This is a genomic window from Pyxidicoccus caerfyrddinensis (assembly GCF_010894405.1).
GTDB classification, from domain to species: Bacteria; Myxococcota; Myxococcia; order Myxococcales; family Myxococcaceae; genus Myxococcus; species Myxococcus caerfyrddinensis.
The window spans coordinates 58,301-72,980 of the sequence record NZ_JAAIYA010000009.1 but is presented as its reverse complement, the minus strand read 5'-3'; the positions used below and the strand labels follow the sequence as shown (position 1 = coordinate 72,980).

The window sequence follows — 14,680 nt, the reverse complement described above, 5'->3', positions numbered from 1 at the left end:
GGGGGCGGCTGGTGCGCCCGAGCATCCACCCAGGAGCGTCACATGTTCACCGATATCTCGCTCGTGCTGGCCATCGTGCTGGTGACCATCGTCCTCTTCTCCCTGGAGCGAATCCCGCTCGAGGTCACCTCGCTGGCCGTGGTGTGCCTGCTGGGGCTCACGGGCGTGCTGACGCCCGCGGAGGCCTTCGCCGGGTTCTCCAACGAGACGGTCATCTTCATCTTCGCGCTGCTGGCGATGACCGAGGGGCTGGCCTCCGCGGGGGTGATGCACCGGGCCGGCGCCTGGCTGTCCCACCTGGGCCGGCTCGGGCCGAGGGGCTTCCTGCTGGGGGTGATGGTCCTGGTCGCGGCCTTCTCCTCGGTGGTCTCGAACACGGTCACCACGGCGGCCTTCCTGCCGGTCGTCCTGCGCGGAGCGAAGGCCGCGGGGCTGCGCCGCAGCTGGGTGCTGATGCCGCTCGCCTTCGCGTCCATGTTGGGTGGGATGGGCTTTCTCTACGGCACCTCCACCAACCTGGTGGTCTCCGCGCGTCTGGAGGACCTCGGCCTCGGGCCCATCGGCCTCATCGAGCTGACACCCGCCGGGCTGCCCCTGGCGCTCCTGGGAATCGTGCTGGTCGTCCTCCTGGCGCCCCGGCTCCTGCCTGTTCGCACGGGCGCGGAGGCGGACGGCGGGCAGGGCCGCCACTTCGTCACCGAGGCCCGGGTGCCCCACGGCTCCCGGCTCGTGGGGAAGGGACTGGACTGGCTCGAGCGCCGCCTGGGGCTGGAGGTGGTGTCGCTCACGCAGGCCGGCTCCATGCTGGCACTGGGGCCGGGCGTCCTCCTCTCGCCGGGGGACCGGCTGCTCCTCAGCGGGCGGCGCCGGGACATCCTGCGTCCGGTGCAGCTGCGCGGCCTGGAGACGGCGCACGGCGTGGACACGCGCACTTCGCGGCGCGGGTCGGAGCCCGTGCTCGCCGAGGCCATCGTCCAGCCGACGAGCGGGCTTGCGGGAGTGCGGGTGGGCGACGTGGGCTTCTCGCGGCGCTTCGGCGTCCGCCTGCTGGCGCTGCACCGCCACCCGTCCATCCAGCGGCCCCTGCGCTCCCAGGAACTGGGTTCCCTGCGGAACGTGCGGCTGCAGCCGGGAGATGCGCTGCTGCTCGCGGGCCCGCGTGAGCGCCTTCACGCGCTGGTGGACGAGCCCACGCTGCTGCTGATGCCGGACCTGGGCTTCCTGCCGCTGCCGCGCCGCTCGCGGGCGCTGCTCGCCGGCCTCATCTTCGTCGCCGCGCTGGTGGCGGGCTCGAGCGGCGCGGTGTCCCTGGCGTTCGCGGGAGTGGCCGGCGTGCTGCTCATGGTCCTCACCGGGTGCCTGGACGCGAAGCTCGTGTTCCGCATCGACTGGCGGGTGGTGCTGCTCATCGGGTCGATGATGGCGCTCGGGCTGGCCATGGAGAAGAGCGGGGCGGGGCAGCTGCTCGGCGGCTTCGCCGCGGGGCTCGCGGAGGTGGGTGGCCCCCGACTGGTGCTGCTGTGTCTGATGGTGCTGACCGTCATCCTCTCCATCCCGATGAGCAACCAGGCCGCGGCGCTCGTCATGCTGCCGGTGGCGTTGAGCGCGGCGTCGGGGCTGGGCGTGGACCCGCGCGGCTTCGCCATGGGGATTGCGCTCGCCGCGTCGTGCTCGTTCCTCACGCCCCTCGAGCCGAGCTGCATGCTCGTCTACGGGCCCGGGCGCTACCGCTTCAGCGACTTCCTCCGGCTCGGAGGGCCGCTCACCGCGCTGATGCTCGCCGCGCTCGTGCTGCTCGTCCCCTGGGTGTGGCCTCTGCACGGGCGGTGAGGCATGGGGGAAGACAGTCCACGGACGGCGAGGCACGGCCGGTTGCCAGACGGTATTGGCGCACGACCGCCGTGCTCGCCGTGTCGGACCGCGGCATGTCGAGGCGCCTCCCACTTGGAGAAGCGCCCCAGGAACACGCTGTCCGAGGACTAGTACGGGCTCAGCGCGAAGGCGGACACCCGGCCATCCGGGATGATCGCCACCCGGTAGCGCAGCGTCGTGGAGCCGGCCTTCACCAGGTACGTGTAGACGCGGTCATCGCCCAGCACTTCCCGCTTCGCCAGGACGAGCGGTCCCGACGGCCCCAGGCTCTGCAGCAGCGACTGGTAGTACGGCACGGCCTCCGGGAAGAACCACCCGGGGACGTACGCGAACTCGGCCGGGTTCAGCGTTCCTGCCCGCAGCTGCTCGAGCAGCGTCGCGAGCCGGGCGGTGACCTCCGGCTCGAGGTCCGGAATGGCGGCCAGCGGAGGCACGGCGAGCGCGGGGTTGACGATGGCGGCGATGCCATTGACGAAGGCCGCGGGGTCCGCCTGATTGAAGTTGAGCAGCACGATGATGGAGAGGTCGTCGCCGAGGAAGCGGTAGTAGGCGGACATGAAGCCCTGCCATGAACCGGTGTGCTGGTGCAGGGGCTGGCCGTTGCGCTCCTGGAGGACCCACCCGAAGCCGTAGGGGTAGGAGGCGCCGCTGTCGAGCTTCACGGGCGTCAGGATGTCCCGCCAGCTCGCCTTCGTCAGGACGGCGCGGTCATCCACGGCTTCATCCCATGCCAGCATGTCCTTCAGGGAGAAGTAGAGCGAGCCGTCCCCCGTGGTGTTGAGGGAGGGGGAGACCCACTCCTGGTTCTTCACCACCCCGTCGAGCATGCGGTAGCCGGCCGCGCGGTTCGGAACGATGTCCGCCTCGCTGATGCCGCGCGCCGTCTTCATGCGGGTGGGCTTGAACACCTGCTCGCCGAGGACGTTGACGTAGGAGGTGCCCGCGACCCGGTTCACCAGGAGGCCCAGCAGGACGTAGCCGGAGTTGCTGTAGCTCCATCGCAGGCCGGCGGGGAAGTCCAGGGGCAGCGTGTAGAGGAACTGCGCGAACTCCGCGTCCGTGTAGTCCTTGCGCACGTCGATCAGCCCATCCAGGTCCCCGAGGCCGGAGGTGTGTGTCAGCAGGTGGCGAATCGTGATGGGGGCCCAGGTCGCGGGCGCGTCGGGGAAGTACTTCTTGATGCTGTCGGACAGCGAGATGCGGCCCGCCTCCACCTGGAGCATCACCGTCATGGCGGTGAACTGCTTGCCCAGGGAGCCGGACTGGAAGAGGGTGTCCGGGGTGACGGGAACCTGATGCTCCAGGTTCGAGAGGCCATACCCCTTCGCCACGATGACCCTGCCGTGGCTGACGACGGCCACCGCGACGCCCGGCGCATTCTGCCGCTTCTGCTCCGCGCGCACGAAGGACTCGATGCGCTCACGGAGCGGTTCATGGGCTGAAGCGGGATGGCCCGCGAGCAGACCCACGAGGAACACCATCGCCAGGGAAAAGGACTGCCACGAACCGCGCATGGGAGCTCCAGAGGCCCCGGGCAGGGATTGCCCACGGGCCCGCGCAGGGGACCACCGTCCTTCCACGGTGGTAAAGGATTCGGAGGAGGGGAGCTACGATAGTTGTCGTACGATGGGTATCGTTGGGCTCCGGAGTGGCCGCTCCGTTACGTTCATGGGAGCCTGCAACCCGCGATGATGAGCCCCGTGGTAGACTCACTCGCCTGGATGGGGAGGGCCGCCCGGCCCTCCATGGTGTGATTGCCCTCATGGCCCTCGTGACGTCAGCCCTGGTGAGCACTGGAAGCCGCCAGGTCGCGGACGGCCGGGTCCTGCTCGCACACGGCCGGGCCACGGCCTGGCTTGGGACGGACGCCACGCGCCTTTCCTAGCGTGCGGCGTCCCCCCCTCCCATTCAGCCCTGAGCCTCGGCGTCGTCCCCGGGTGCGCGACAGCGCCACCGCTGTCGGGGCGCACCCACGTCCATCCTCCTGCCGCCTCCGTCTCTCATTGCAAAGGAACCCCCATGCACACCCCACATACCGTTGCCGTCACCGAGCTGGACCTGGAGCGCCTGCAGCGGGTGCTCGACCTCCACGGAAGTGACGCTCCCTCCGAGCACACCGAGGCGCTCGAGTGGAAGCTCTCGAAGGCGCGCGTCACCTCCCCCGAGGCCGTGCCGCCGGGCCTCGTGACGATGAACAGCACCGTCCTCTTCGAGGACGAGGGAAGGGGCGAGTTCCAGCAGGTGACGCTCAGCTACCCCAAGGACTCGCGGAGTGCTCCCGGCCGCGTGTCGGTGCTCGCGCCGGTGGGCGTGGCCCTCCTGGGGCTGTCGCTGGGGCAGCGCGTGGAATTGGAGGTGCCCGGTGGCCGTCGGCGCCGGCTGCGCGTGGTGGCCGTGCCCTACCAGCCCGAGGCCGCGGGACACTTCCATCTGTGAGCGCGTCCGAGCTCGGGAACGACACCATGCGCGAGGACCGCTGGCAGCACCTCCTCCACGCCGCTTTCCTGCTCGAAGAGGAGGACAGCGCGGCGCGGGCCCGGGGCGACACGTCTGGAACGGAGGAGCGCCAGCGGCGGGTGAAGCGGCTCCTGGACAGCCTGCTCGAGGTGTTCCCCTCCAGCCTCGACCCCGTCGACGACTTCGAGGGCTACGCCGTGCGAAGGCTGGCCCAGGTGCTCCTGCGCACGCTGGAGTAGACCTCCGTCCACGCAAGAGGCCCCGGAGCTCGTGAGCCCCGGGGCCTCTGTTTTCTCACGCGCCCATCGTGGGGATGACCGCCGTCAGGTTGACCAGGGCATCGCGCTTCACGCCGTGCTTCACGAAGTCCTGCACGGCGCGGGCGAGCGTCGCGGCCAGCAGGCCCAGCAGGGGCAGGTGCGCGCCGCCCTCGCAGGTGGCCTGGCCCGCCGTGTCCTCGGCATCCGGGGTGAAGCGCTCGTCCCAGCGCACCAGACCGAAGGTGCCGTCCGCGCTCACCGCCCCGTGCACCAGCGGCTTGCCCGCCTTGCGCGCGTACTCGCTGAGCAGCAGGCGGCTGTCCCGGTTGTCGAAGCAGTCCACCAGCAAGTCACCCCCGCCGCACAGCGCCTCCACGTTGTCGCGGGTGAGGCGCACGCCGAAGGACTCGGCCTTCACGCCGTGCAGGTTGAGCAGCTGCAGCTTGAGGGCCTCGGCCTTGTTCTTCCCCACCGAGGGCTTCACGTACGCCTGGGCGAGCAGGTTCTTGGACTCCACCCGGTCGAAGTCGATGAAGGCCAGCTGGGCCTCCAGGTTGCGGCACAGCACCGCCGCCGAGGAGCCAATGGCCCCCACGCCACAGAAGAGGATGCGCATGGCCTCACCTCACCGGGCGCCGAACGGCACCTTGGGGCGCAGGTAGATGCGCTCGTCGCCGCGCGCACCGCGGAACCGGTCCACCACGTAGTGCTGGAACGCGTCCTCGCGCAGATGGTTCAGGTGCAGCCCGGGCACCCCGCCGGAGCGCACCAGCTCCGCGGCGATGCGCCGCACGTCCGTGTCCGACACCGGCCGGTCCAGCTCCACCGGCACGTCCGCGGACATCCCGTCATAGGTGATGTTGAGCGTCGCCATGGCCTCTCGTGCCTCCTCACGCCGCGGGCGGGACGCGAGGAGCGCGGCCGGCCGGGCACTGTCGCCGGGACGCGGGCGGCGGGGGCTTCCTGACGTTTCCCGAGGCCCGGGGCCCGCAAAGCAGACAGCCCGGCTCCCGTAGGCGGGGAGCCGGGCTGCCTGGAGCACCTCCGCGTGGGAGGGGTTACCGCGGGGTGCTATCAGTGACGGGAGCCGGTGCCTGGATGCGCGCCCTCATGACGGTGGGGAGCAGGGGCACGGCGCCGATGAAGCCCGAGTAGGCCATCCGGTTGGGCGAGCACCAGCCGGGGTTGGCCACCTTGTCGGTGGTGAAGTTGGAGATGAGCGCGGTGGTGATTTCGTCCGGCGTGGCCTTGGGGTTCATCTCGAGGAAGAGGGCCACCACGCCCGCCACGTGGGGCGACGCCATGGAGGTGCCGCTGAGGACGCGCGTCGCATCGTCGCCGTAGTGCCACGAGGAGGTGATTTTGTTGCCGGGCGCGAAGACGTCCACGCAGTCACCCCAGTTGGAGAAGGACGCGCGTTGGTCCCCGTCGTCGGTGGCGGCCACGGTGATGGCCTCCGGCGTGCGCGCGGGCGAGTGCTTGCAAGCGTCCGCATCCTCGTTGCCCGCGGCGACGACGTAGGTGACGCCCGAGGCGATGGACTGGCGGACCGCGTCGTCGATGGCCTGGTCGGTGTCACCGCCGAGGCTCATGTTGGCGACCGCGGGGGACTGGTGGTTCTTCGTCACCCAGTCGATGCCGGCGACGACGCCCGAGGTGGAGCCGGAGCCGTCACACCCGAGCACGCGGACGGAGTGGATGCTGGCGTTCTTGGCGAGGCCGTAGGTGCTGCCCGCCACGGTGCCCGACACGTGCGTGCCGTGGCCGTGGCAGTCATTGCCCTTCATGCTGTCGCCCACGGAGTCGAAGCCGAGCGAGGCCCTACCGCCGAACTCCTGGTGCGAGAAGCGCACGCCCGTGTCGAGGATGTACACGTGCACGCCCAGCCCCGTGGCGGTGTACATGTAGAGCCGGTCGAGCGGCAGGTCGCGCTGGTCCACCCGGTCGATGCCCCAGGTGGGGCGGGGCTGGCTCTCGGCGAGGGAGACGACGCCGTTCTCCTGCACGTAGGCCACCGCCGGGTCATTGGCCATGGCCCGCGCCTGGGCCTCGCTCATCTTGCTGGCGAAGCCGCGCAGCGCGTGCTCGTACACGGCGAAGGCGCTGCCGCCGTACTTCGCGGTGAGGCTGTGCGTGGCCTGCGTCACCGCCACCTGCGCCACGCTCTGCTCCGGCGCCTTCAGCACGATGATGTACTCGCCCGGCACCTTCTTGCGGACGGTGAGGAACTTTCCGGTGCGCTGCTGGCTCAGGGTGATTCGCTTCGCGGCCGGGTCTCTGCACGGCGCCTGCTGCGACGCACACCCACCCAGGAACACCAGCGCGCCCACGGTGAGCGTCCACTTCAAGATGTGTCGATACATGTTTCACCTTCGGGAAAGGAGTTGTCCGGGTGAAACGAATCGACGTTTAAGGCGGTTTATCCCTGATTCGGCCCCCTGGGATGAGACAGCGGTCGGTCAATGAACAGGCGTGCTCAACGCGACCAGTCGATGGCGTCGAGGAGCGCGTGGAGGCGGGCTCCACGCTGTGGGTGCACGGAAGCCACCCATGCAACACGTCCCACCAGGTGCGCCCTGAAGTCAGGATGACCTGTATGGTTTTGCGTCGACGGGCCCTGCCGGATGCAGTTGGTCAGGGTGGCCTTGAGTGTGTCGAAGTCGGCGCGTGGCACATTGGGACGCGCGTTGACCACGACGCCGGCCACCTGCTGCCGGACGCTCTGGCGCAGCACGCGCGTCTTGCGGACGTTGGGGACGAAGCCTTCGTCGCGGATGACGGTCTCCACGAGGTGGCGGAAGCGCTCCAGGGCGTGGGACAAGTCCTCGCCGCCGGAGAAGACCAGGTCATCCGCGTAGCGCGAGTAGCGCACGCCCATGGAAGCGGCGAGTGTGGACAGGCGGACGTCCAGCCCCCATGCACACAGGTTGGCGAGCGCGGGTGAGGTGGGCGCGCCCTGGGGCAGGTGGGGCGAGGAGAGGCGGGCCCGTGCGCGCCAGTGGGCGTCGATGTCCTCCACGGAGGCGGGGCGCGGCATGTCGCGCAGCACGAGGAGGGGCAGGGCGTGGGTGCAGAGGGAGGCCAGCGTGCTCGACACGGCCTCCGGGTAGCCGGCGGTGCGGAAGACGCCGAAGACGCGGCCGGCGGAGATGGAGGTGAAGAAGTCCTCCAGGTCCATGCGCAGCAGCACGTGCTGGCCCACGTGGGGCGCGGCGAAGGTGAGGACGGAGCGGCCCTGCTGGAAGGCATGGGCTGACTCGTGGGGAGGAATGGCGTCCAGGATGGCGTGGAGCACCTGCCGCTGGAGCGCCTTGAGTCGGGCCTTGGGAGATTCCAGCAGGCGCACGCCGCCCGTGCGCTTGGGCACCCAGCGCCATTGATAGTGGAGCAGGCGCGTGTCACGCGCGGAGTGACTGTAGCCCTTGCGGTCCGCCAGCCAGTCCAGGTCCTCGTCGGACAGGCCGAGCCACGCGGCGAGCTCACCCGTGGTGGGCAGGGCGGGCACGGGCCAGCGCATGCGCCCCATGTCCGTGGGGGCGACGAGCCAGTGCCGGATGCGCGGGCGCGTGTCTGGATGGGCCATGGCCTGCCGGAAGGAGGGCAGGTGCGCGATGTAGCGGGCCAGTGTGTCGGGCGCGTCCACGGGGGGACGGTGGAAGCCGCGGCGGACATTTCGGACGACGCCGGTGAGCCACTGGAAATGCTGGCCGAGCGCGGTGACGGCGCGCTCGTGCATTGCAATGGACGTCCATTCGCCTGCCAGGAGCGCGCTGGCGAGTCCGCGGGCAAGGGTGTGAAGAGGCTTCTTCATCGTGCCTGGGGCGGGTGTGCGGCGGTGGGCCCCATCCTGTCCTGTCCTACGTGCCCCGCGGTGCGCAACGCGCACTACCGGGCATGTGCTGTGAAGTCCGACGTCCCACGGCATCCCCGGGGTAGCCCCGGAGAGGGAACGCGCCGCCCGAAGACGACTGCGTCACCCCTTGAGTTGAGGCCACCGCCGCACGGCGCGGAAGGTAGCACGCGGCGGATACAGTGGACCGTGCCGCGCGGTGTTCCCAAGAGCAGGCAGGGAGGCGGCGGCGCTGGATTTCCGGCGTGTCCGGGCCCATGGCAGGCTGTGCGCACGGCTTCGTACGCACACACCCCAGGTCCACGCATCGATGAAGACGCTCCGCACCACGCTGCTCGTGCTCGGCGGTGGGCTCGCCGCCCTCGCGCCGATGACGGCTCCCGCCAGGGGCTCCAGGCCCGCGGCCCCCGTCGTCGTCAGCTTCGCGGCCCCCGAGTCCATCAAGCGCCTCGAGCGCAGTCGCTACAAGGTGGACTTCTTCCACCTGGCCAACCAGTTCGAGTCCCAGGGCAACAAGGCCTTCTGCGGCCCCACCTCGTCCGTCATCGTGCTCAACGCCGTGCGCATGGGGAATGACGCGGTGGCGAAGCCGCAGGACCCCTCGCTCGTGTCCGCCGAGGACCGCGCGCGATTGCCCCCGGGCTTCGACCCGCTCTTCTACCGCTACACGCAGAACAACTTCTTCGACGAGAAGGTGCGCGAGGTGAAGACCCGCTCGGAGGTCTTCGGCCAGCCGCGCGGCGAGGGTGGTCAGTCGGACGCAGGCATCCAGCTTCGCCAGCTCGCGGGGATGCTCGCGGCGCAGGGGCTGGACGTGAAGCTGCGCGTGCTCAACGACTCGCTGAAGGACGCTGTCGTCCGTGAGGAGCTGAAGAAGAACCTCAAGACGGAGGGAGACTACGTCATCATCAACTACTTCCGGCCCGTGCTGGGACAGCAGGGCGGCGGACATGTCTCCCCATTGGCGGCGTATGACGCGAAGTCCGACTCGTTCCTCGTCATGGACGTCAACGCCACGGACCAGCGCTGGGCGTGGGTGAAGGCCACCGCTCTCCTCGCGTCCATGCGCACGCCGGACGTGCAGGAGAACCGTGGCTACCTGCTGGTGAAGGAGGGCAGGCCGGCGCAAGCGCGAAGCACGCCGTAGCTGTGCGCTACCACGGGCGCACGGTGGTGCCCCACCAGTAGAGCGCCGCCTCCAGGGGCTGTTTCCGGGGGTGCTCCAGCGTGGTGCGGATGCCCATCTCCCTCGCGGCGTTGAGCAGGTGGGCGTGCCATTGCGCGTGCTCGCTGGAGAGTCGGGTGGCGGCGATGGCCAATGCGCTCGCGCCCACGGAGTAGCCGCCGAAGACGAGCGGTCCGCTGGCGGAGTCCTCCCGTCCCTTCACTCCGCGCGGCCACTCGCGGCAGGCGGCGAGGGGCAGGGCGTTGCCGGCGGGATGGTCGCAGTAGCCGTCCACCAGCGTGGCCGTGAAGCGCTTCGCCGCCGGATGCGAGGCCATGGCCAGGAAGGCGCCCGTCCACGCGAGGGTGGTGGCGCGTTGCGTGGGCTCTACCAGCCGTCCCTTCGCGTCCACCTTCGTGGGGAAGCCCGTGGGCAGGTTCGACAGCTCGACCAGGCGCGCGACGAGCTGCTCACCCGTGGCACGTGACTCGGCGTTACCCCGGAGCCGTCCGTGGAGTAGCAGGCCCGCCGCAGCCGGAGCGCTGTCACAGGGCCAGATGGACCGGCCGAAGCTGGGCAATAGGAGCTGTCGCGAGAGTGCTTCCACGAGCTGTGCGGCCAGGCCGTCGAAGAGGGCGGTGGACTCCGCGTCCGCGAGACCGGCGCGTTCCATGCCCGCGAGCATCAGCAGGACGTAGCCCTGGTAGAGCACGCTGGGCGGGAGTGCCTGCCCCGCGATGTTCGTGGTGCTCTGGGTCTTGAAGGGGCCCCGGGCCCGGCCGAGTGCATCCGCCAGCAGCGCCTTCAGCCGCCGCTGCGAGTCCGGCACCGGGTGCCCGTCCAGCGAGGCCTGGACGAGGACGAAGGACAGGTGCGCATCGCAGAGGAGCTGCGCCTCGACGAAGCGGCGGTCCGCGTTGCCGAGCAGCTTGGGCTCGCAGCCCTTGCCGAGGATGCGCTGCTCCAGTGCCTCCAGTGCGTCCTTCGGAAGGGAATCCGTCGTGGGCTCCGGCGATGGTTGGGGCGTGGTGGTGCCCCCGTCGGTCGGCAGTTCCTCCGCGAGTGCGAAGACCGGGGCGCAGCAGCACAGGACCAGGAGCGGGAGCAGGGCCCGCCGGCTGTAGGAGGAAGAGGAAGCTCCGGACATGCGCGGAGACGTCACCACGTCCTCGCGTCCCCGGGGCCGGCGGGGTGGCCGCCGGTCGGGACTCCTGATGGAACGGTCGTTCCGCCCAGGTGGGAGGCCGTGCCGCCACCGGTTGCCCGGACGAAACTTTCATTCCGATGGCATGGCTGCCCGGGCGGCCGCCGGTCGGTCTGGAAGGAACGTTCATTCCGGTGGGAGGTCCGCCCGGGGGGCGGTCGGTCTGGAAGGAACGTTCATTCCGGCGGGAGGGCCGCCCGGGGGGCGGTCGGTCTGGAAGGAACGTTCATTCCGGCGGGAGGGCCGCCCGGGGCTCGGGTCGGTCTGGAAGGAACGTTCATTCCGGCGGGGGAGCGGTTCTGGCAGCCTCCCGTCCCTCGTCGGCGGAACGGCCATTCCGACTTCGGGAGGCGTCGGTCAGGGCACCTCGCGCTGGACCTTGAGGTCGTCGAAGCGCCCCTCTCGCTCCAGTTGCCACAGATCCTCGTCGGTGACGAAGGGCTGACCGAGCAGCTCGCGGGCCTTCTTCACCTTCGCCATCAGCACCGGGTCGGTGATGGGGGTGCTGTTCTCCTTCGTGGGCCGGGGCGGAGGCCGCATCACCGAGAACGTCCCCCTCGCCGGGTGACCGTCCAGCGTGTTGCCCTCCAGTGCGTACGTGACGACGGACACCTCCGGCTCGGCCTTCGTGTCCAGCGACACCGTCACCTCCACGCCCTGTCCCTCGGGAATGACATCCACGCCCAGGGACACCTCGGCCGCTTCTTCCGGCAATGGCGGAGCGCCAACCTCGGGCACCCGGGCGCGAAGGGCCGTCACCCGCTCCAGTCGCACCAGCCCCTTCCACTGGTGATACAGGCGGAAGGTCTGGCGCACCACGCCGTCCCCACCCAGCTCCGGGAAGCGCGGCGTGCCCCGGGCCAGCAGCGTGACGACGCCCTTCTTGTCGAAGTTCTCGAAGGACGTGTTGAGCACCTGCATCGACGAGCGGCCCGTCAGCTTCCGACCCTTCGCGTCGAATACGTCCACCCGCACCAGGTGCTGCAGGTACATGGCCCACGGCTGCGAGCCCGCGCCGCTCAACGTGTGGGACGCCGTCGGCGCCGTCGTCGTCACCGTGTGCTGGTCATCGAACGTCCACACGTACTTCACCGACGTGAAGGGCGTGCGGGGCGCCGCGTCCCGCTTCGGCACCTCGACGATGCGGGCGAGGAACTCGTAGTCCTCGTCGGCGTTGGGGAGGCGCCGGGAGAGGACCTCCACCAGCCGCTCGGGCTCGCACGACTTCACCGTGTAGCGAGGCACCGGCACCGTCGTGGACACGTTGTCCTTTCCGAACACCGTCACCACCGGCTGCGCGTACGTCCCATCCGGCTCCAGCCACACGCGCAGGGGCACGCGCATTCCAGTGCCCGTGCCGATGGTGGAGTGCAGGTACGTGTCATTGCCATCCGGCGAGTGCGCCCGGACGCTGATGAGGTTGTCCTCGCCGGAGCACACCTCCTGTTTCTCTACCGTCACCGCGTCGATGACGGGCGGAGGCACCGGTGCCTCCTTGGGCGCGTCCACCGCCACCGTGGGCGGCGGCGCGGCGGGCGCTGGAGGTGGGGCAGGGGAGAAGCGCTCGGACTCGGGCGCCTTCGCAACCTCCGGCGCCGGACCCGGAGGAGGAGGCCGCTCCCGCGAGAGGAACCAACCGGCCACGAGCACCAGCGTGGCCAGTCCAATCATGCGTGCCCAGCGCCGCTTCCAGCAGGGACGGTCCACCGGCTTCATCCGAGGCCTCCTCTCTTCCCGTCAGGGAGCTGACCTTCGCGTCACTGCCAGCAGCCGTACACGTTGCCGCCCGAGTTCCACTGGAGCTGGTGCGAGTAGTCGCTCGCCCACAGCGTGGCGGAGATGGGGTGGACGCCCCAGCCGCCGATGCGGTCCGGGCTGATGGAGGTGGCGGTGGTGGAGCCGTTGTCACGCACGCCCTTCCAGATGCTGCTGCTGCTCGTGTCGCAGCGGCCGGCGGCCATGCAGTTGGCCACCTGGTTGCCGGCGTTGCCGCACACGTTCCAGAAGACGGGGCAGATGACCGTCAGGGCCGCGTTCTCGAACCACCCGAGCGACGACTTGCAGTGGTTGTAGACGCCCGAATAGAGCGAGTTGGACGCGTTGGCGATGCGCTCATGCGGGTACGTGTACGCGGAGACGAAGCCCCGGCCCGCGTAGTTGTGCGCGTAGGCGAGGAAGGTGGAGCACACCATGCCGTTGTTCGACGCGCTCCCCGGCATCTGGTGGACGCTCTGCAGGTCGCGGTACTGGAAGAGCGAGTAGGGCACGCGCGCGCCATTCCACAGCGGCCGGTCGATGTACTGACCCGAGTCGACTTGCGATGCGTCGCTGACGTACGGGTGGTTGAACCAGAGGTTGTCCGCCACCTGGGCCGCGCCCATGGCGTCGCCGAGCTGCCACGCCGTCCACTCGGGGCCGCTCCCGTTCGGGTCGTACATGTAGTGGTAGATGCCGCCCTGGTTGACCTGCTCCAGCCCCGGGTAGCCGTACTGGAGTTGATTCACGTTGAGCGGCGTCCCGCACACGGTGGGCCAGCCGTTCTGGTCCGGGTCCTTCATGGTCGCGTGGGACACGCTGCCGATGGCGCCGTGGGACAGCATGGAGTGCGTCCGGTACTCGCCGATGGCGTCCATCACGTTGCGGATGGGGCCCTCGCCGCGGTCGAACACCACCGCGCCATTCGGGGCATTCCAGCCGGCGGCCGTGTAGCCACACTCGGACGCGTTGGCGGAGTGGGCGAACAACAGCGCGGACACTGCGAGACAGCCTGCGAGGAACCGATGCATCTCAACCTCCCGTACCAGGGAAGGTCCACGCTACGCCCGTCATCCCTACCCTCCACAAGAGGCGGGACGCGACGCCGGCCGACCAAAGAACAGGGGCTTTGCTCCGCGGGGGGGCCTCGCGTCCGGTAGTCCACGGTTGGATGAAAGGGAGGTGACGTGGTGGGTTGCCTCGGGGCAGGAGGGCTCCAGATTGGGCTGCAGTCACGGGAGGGCCGGCGCATGGAGCTTCAGGACGAAGTGGGCCGCTGGGATGTCACGCCCACGGAAGCGGTGGCGCTACAGCGCCGGTTGCGGGAGTTGCTGGTGCTCCAGCCCCCAGCGGGGCTGAAGGTGGCGCGCGTGGCGGGCGCGGACATCTCCACGGAGAAGGGCAACGACACGGGCTACGGCGGCATCGTCGTCCTCGACGCGGCCACGCTGGCGCCGGTGGCGCAGTCGGGCGCGGCGGTGGTGCTGACGTTCCCCTATGTGCCGGGCCTGCTGTCCTTCCGGGAGCTGCCCATCGTGAAGGCCGCGTGGGAGCGGCTCACCGTGCGTCCGGACGTGGTCATCTTCGACGGGCAGGGCACGGCGCACCCCCGGCGCATGGGGATTGCCTGTCACGGTGGGCTGTTGTTCGGCGTGCCGTCCATCGGGTGCGCCAAGTCGCTGCTGGTGGGGACGTACGGGAAGCTGGGAGACGCGCGAGGCTCCACTTCGCCCATCACCCACAAGGGCGAGGTGGTGGGCATGGCGGTGCGCACGCGAAAGGGCGTGCAGCCCGTGTATGTATCGCCGGGCCACCTGATGGACCTGCCCACCGCGGTGGACCTGGTGCTGAAGGTGAGCCCGAAGTACCGCGAGCCGGAGACGACGCGGCATGCGCACCGGCTCGTCAACGCGCTCCGCCGAGCGGATGGGGAGGCGGCGGAGCTGGAGTGAGGCCCGGCGCACCGGGACGGATTTTGACCGGTGCCAGAAGCCCTTCTATGTCCGGGTCCTGGCCCTGGGGCACGCAGGCCCAAGGAATGGCGGCTCGGGCGTCTGTCTCCCTGGTCGCTCTTCCCCGTCTGCCTGCACTGGCTGTAGCACCTGGAGTGCGTGAGG

Annotated in this window: 13 protein-coding genes; 5 read left to right on the top strand and 8 right to left on the bottom strand. The window is 70.0% G+C overall.

Features of this window, described 5'->3' with window-relative positions; all coding sequences use genetic code 11:
* Positions 1-42 precede the first annotated feature (42 nt).
* Positions 43-1,830: an SLC13 family permease gene (locus G4D86_RS22465; protein ID WP_163996062.1), complete on the top strand. Its 1,788-nt coding sequence runs from the start codon at positions 43-45 to the stop codon at positions 1,828-1,830.
* Positions 1,831-1,979: 149 nt separating this feature from the next.
* Here G4D86_RS22465 and G4D86_RS22460 read toward each other — a convergent pair whose 3' ends face one another.
* Positions 1,980-3,386: a serine hydrolase domain-containing protein gene (locus G4D86_RS22460; protein WP_163996061.1), complete on the bottom strand. Its 1,407-nt coding sequence runs from the start codon at positions 3,384-3,386 to the stop codon at positions 1,980-1,982.
* A 505-nt stretch (positions 3,387-3,891) separates the two neighbouring features.
* On the opposite strand from G4D86_RS22460, the gene rnk reads away from it, so the two are divergent.
* Positions 3,892-4,308, top strand: a complete 417-nt coding sequence (rnk, locus tag G4D86_RS22455; RefSeq protein WP_163996060.1) for a nucleoside diphosphate kinase regulator — start codon at positions 3,892-3,894, stop codon at positions 4,306-4,308.
* A 26-nt stretch (positions 4,309-4,334) separates the two neighbouring features.
* On the top strand, positions 4,335-4,568 hold the full coding sequence (locus tag G4D86_RS22450) for a hypothetical protein (protein WP_147477335.1): 234 nt from the start codon (positions 4,335-4,337) through the stop codon (positions 4,566-4,568).
* A 55-nt stretch (positions 4,569-4,623) separates the two neighbouring features.
* Here G4D86_RS22450 and G4D86_RS22445 read toward each other — a convergent pair whose 3' ends face one another.
* From G4D86_RS22445 to G4D86_RS22430, 4 genes are all read right to left on the bottom strand, one after another.
* Complete coding sequence (locus G4D86_RS22445) at positions 4,624-5,205, bottom strand: HesA/MoeB/ThiF family protein (RefSeq protein WP_163996059.1); 582 nt, start codon at positions 5,203-5,205, stop codon at positions 4,624-4,626.
* Between the two features lie 9 nt (positions 5,206-5,214).
* A complete protein-coding gene (locus G4D86_RS22440) occupies positions 5,215-5,463 on the bottom strand; it encodes a hypothetical protein (RefSeq protein WP_163996058.1) in 249 nt (82 codons plus the stop codon).
* A gap of 184 nt (positions 5,464-5,647) precedes the next feature.
* Positions 5,648-6,952 carry a S8 family peptidase gene (locus G4D86_RS22435; protein WP_163996057.1) on the bottom strand — a complete coding sequence of 435 codons (1,305 nt, stop codon included), beginning with the start codon at positions 6,950-6,952 and terminating at the stop codon, positions 5,648-5,650.
* A gap of 113 nt (positions 6,953-7,065) precedes the next feature.
* On the bottom strand, positions 7,066-8,325 hold the full coding sequence (locus tag G4D86_RS22430) for a reverse transcriptase family protein (protein WP_240360412.1): 1,260 nt from the start codon (positions 8,323-8,325) through the stop codon (positions 7,066-7,068).
* A gap of 424 nt (positions 8,326-8,749) precedes the next feature.
* On the opposite strand from G4D86_RS22430, the gene G4D86_RS22425 reads away from it, so the two are divergent.
* On the top strand, positions 8,750-9,586 hold the full coding sequence (locus G4D86_RS22425; RefSeq protein ID WP_163996055.1) for a phytochelatin synthase family protein: 837 nt from the start codon (positions 8,750-8,752) through the stop codon (positions 9,584-9,586).
* Between the two features lie 7 nt (positions 9,587-9,593).
* On the opposite strand, the gene G4D86_RS22420 is transcribed toward G4D86_RS22425, so the two are convergent.
* The 3 genes from G4D86_RS22420 to G4D86_RS22410 all read right to left on the bottom strand — a co-directional run bounded on the left by G4D86_RS22420 (position 9,594) and on the right by G4D86_RS22410 (position 13,594).
* Positions 9,594-10,751: a hypothetical protein gene (locus tag G4D86_RS22420; RefSeq protein ID WP_240360411.1), complete on the bottom strand. Its 1,158-nt coding sequence runs from the start codon at positions 10,749-10,751 to the stop codon at positions 9,594-9,596.
* 414 nt (positions 10,752-11,165) lie between these two features.
* Positions 11,166-12,524, bottom strand: coding sequence for a hypothetical protein (locus tag G4D86_RS22415; RefSeq protein WP_240360410.1), 1,359 nt, complete (start codon positions 12,522-12,524; stop codon positions 11,166-11,168).
* Positions 12,525-12,565: 41 nt separating this feature from the next.
* Complete coding sequence (locus G4D86_RS22410) at positions 12,566-13,594, bottom strand: hypothetical protein (protein WP_163996054.1); 1,029 nt, start codon at positions 13,592-13,594, stop codon at positions 12,566-12,568.
* Positions 13,595-13,813: 219 nt separating this feature from the next.
* Here G4D86_RS22410 and nfi point away from each other — a divergent pair, with 219 nt between their 5' ends.
* Positions 13,814-14,515, top strand: a complete 702-nt coding sequence (nfi, locus tag G4D86_RS22405; RefSeq protein WP_163996053.1) for a deoxyribonuclease V — start codon at positions 13,814-13,816, stop codon at positions 14,513-14,515.
* The last annotated feature ends 165 nt before the right edge of the window (positions 14,516-14,680 follow it).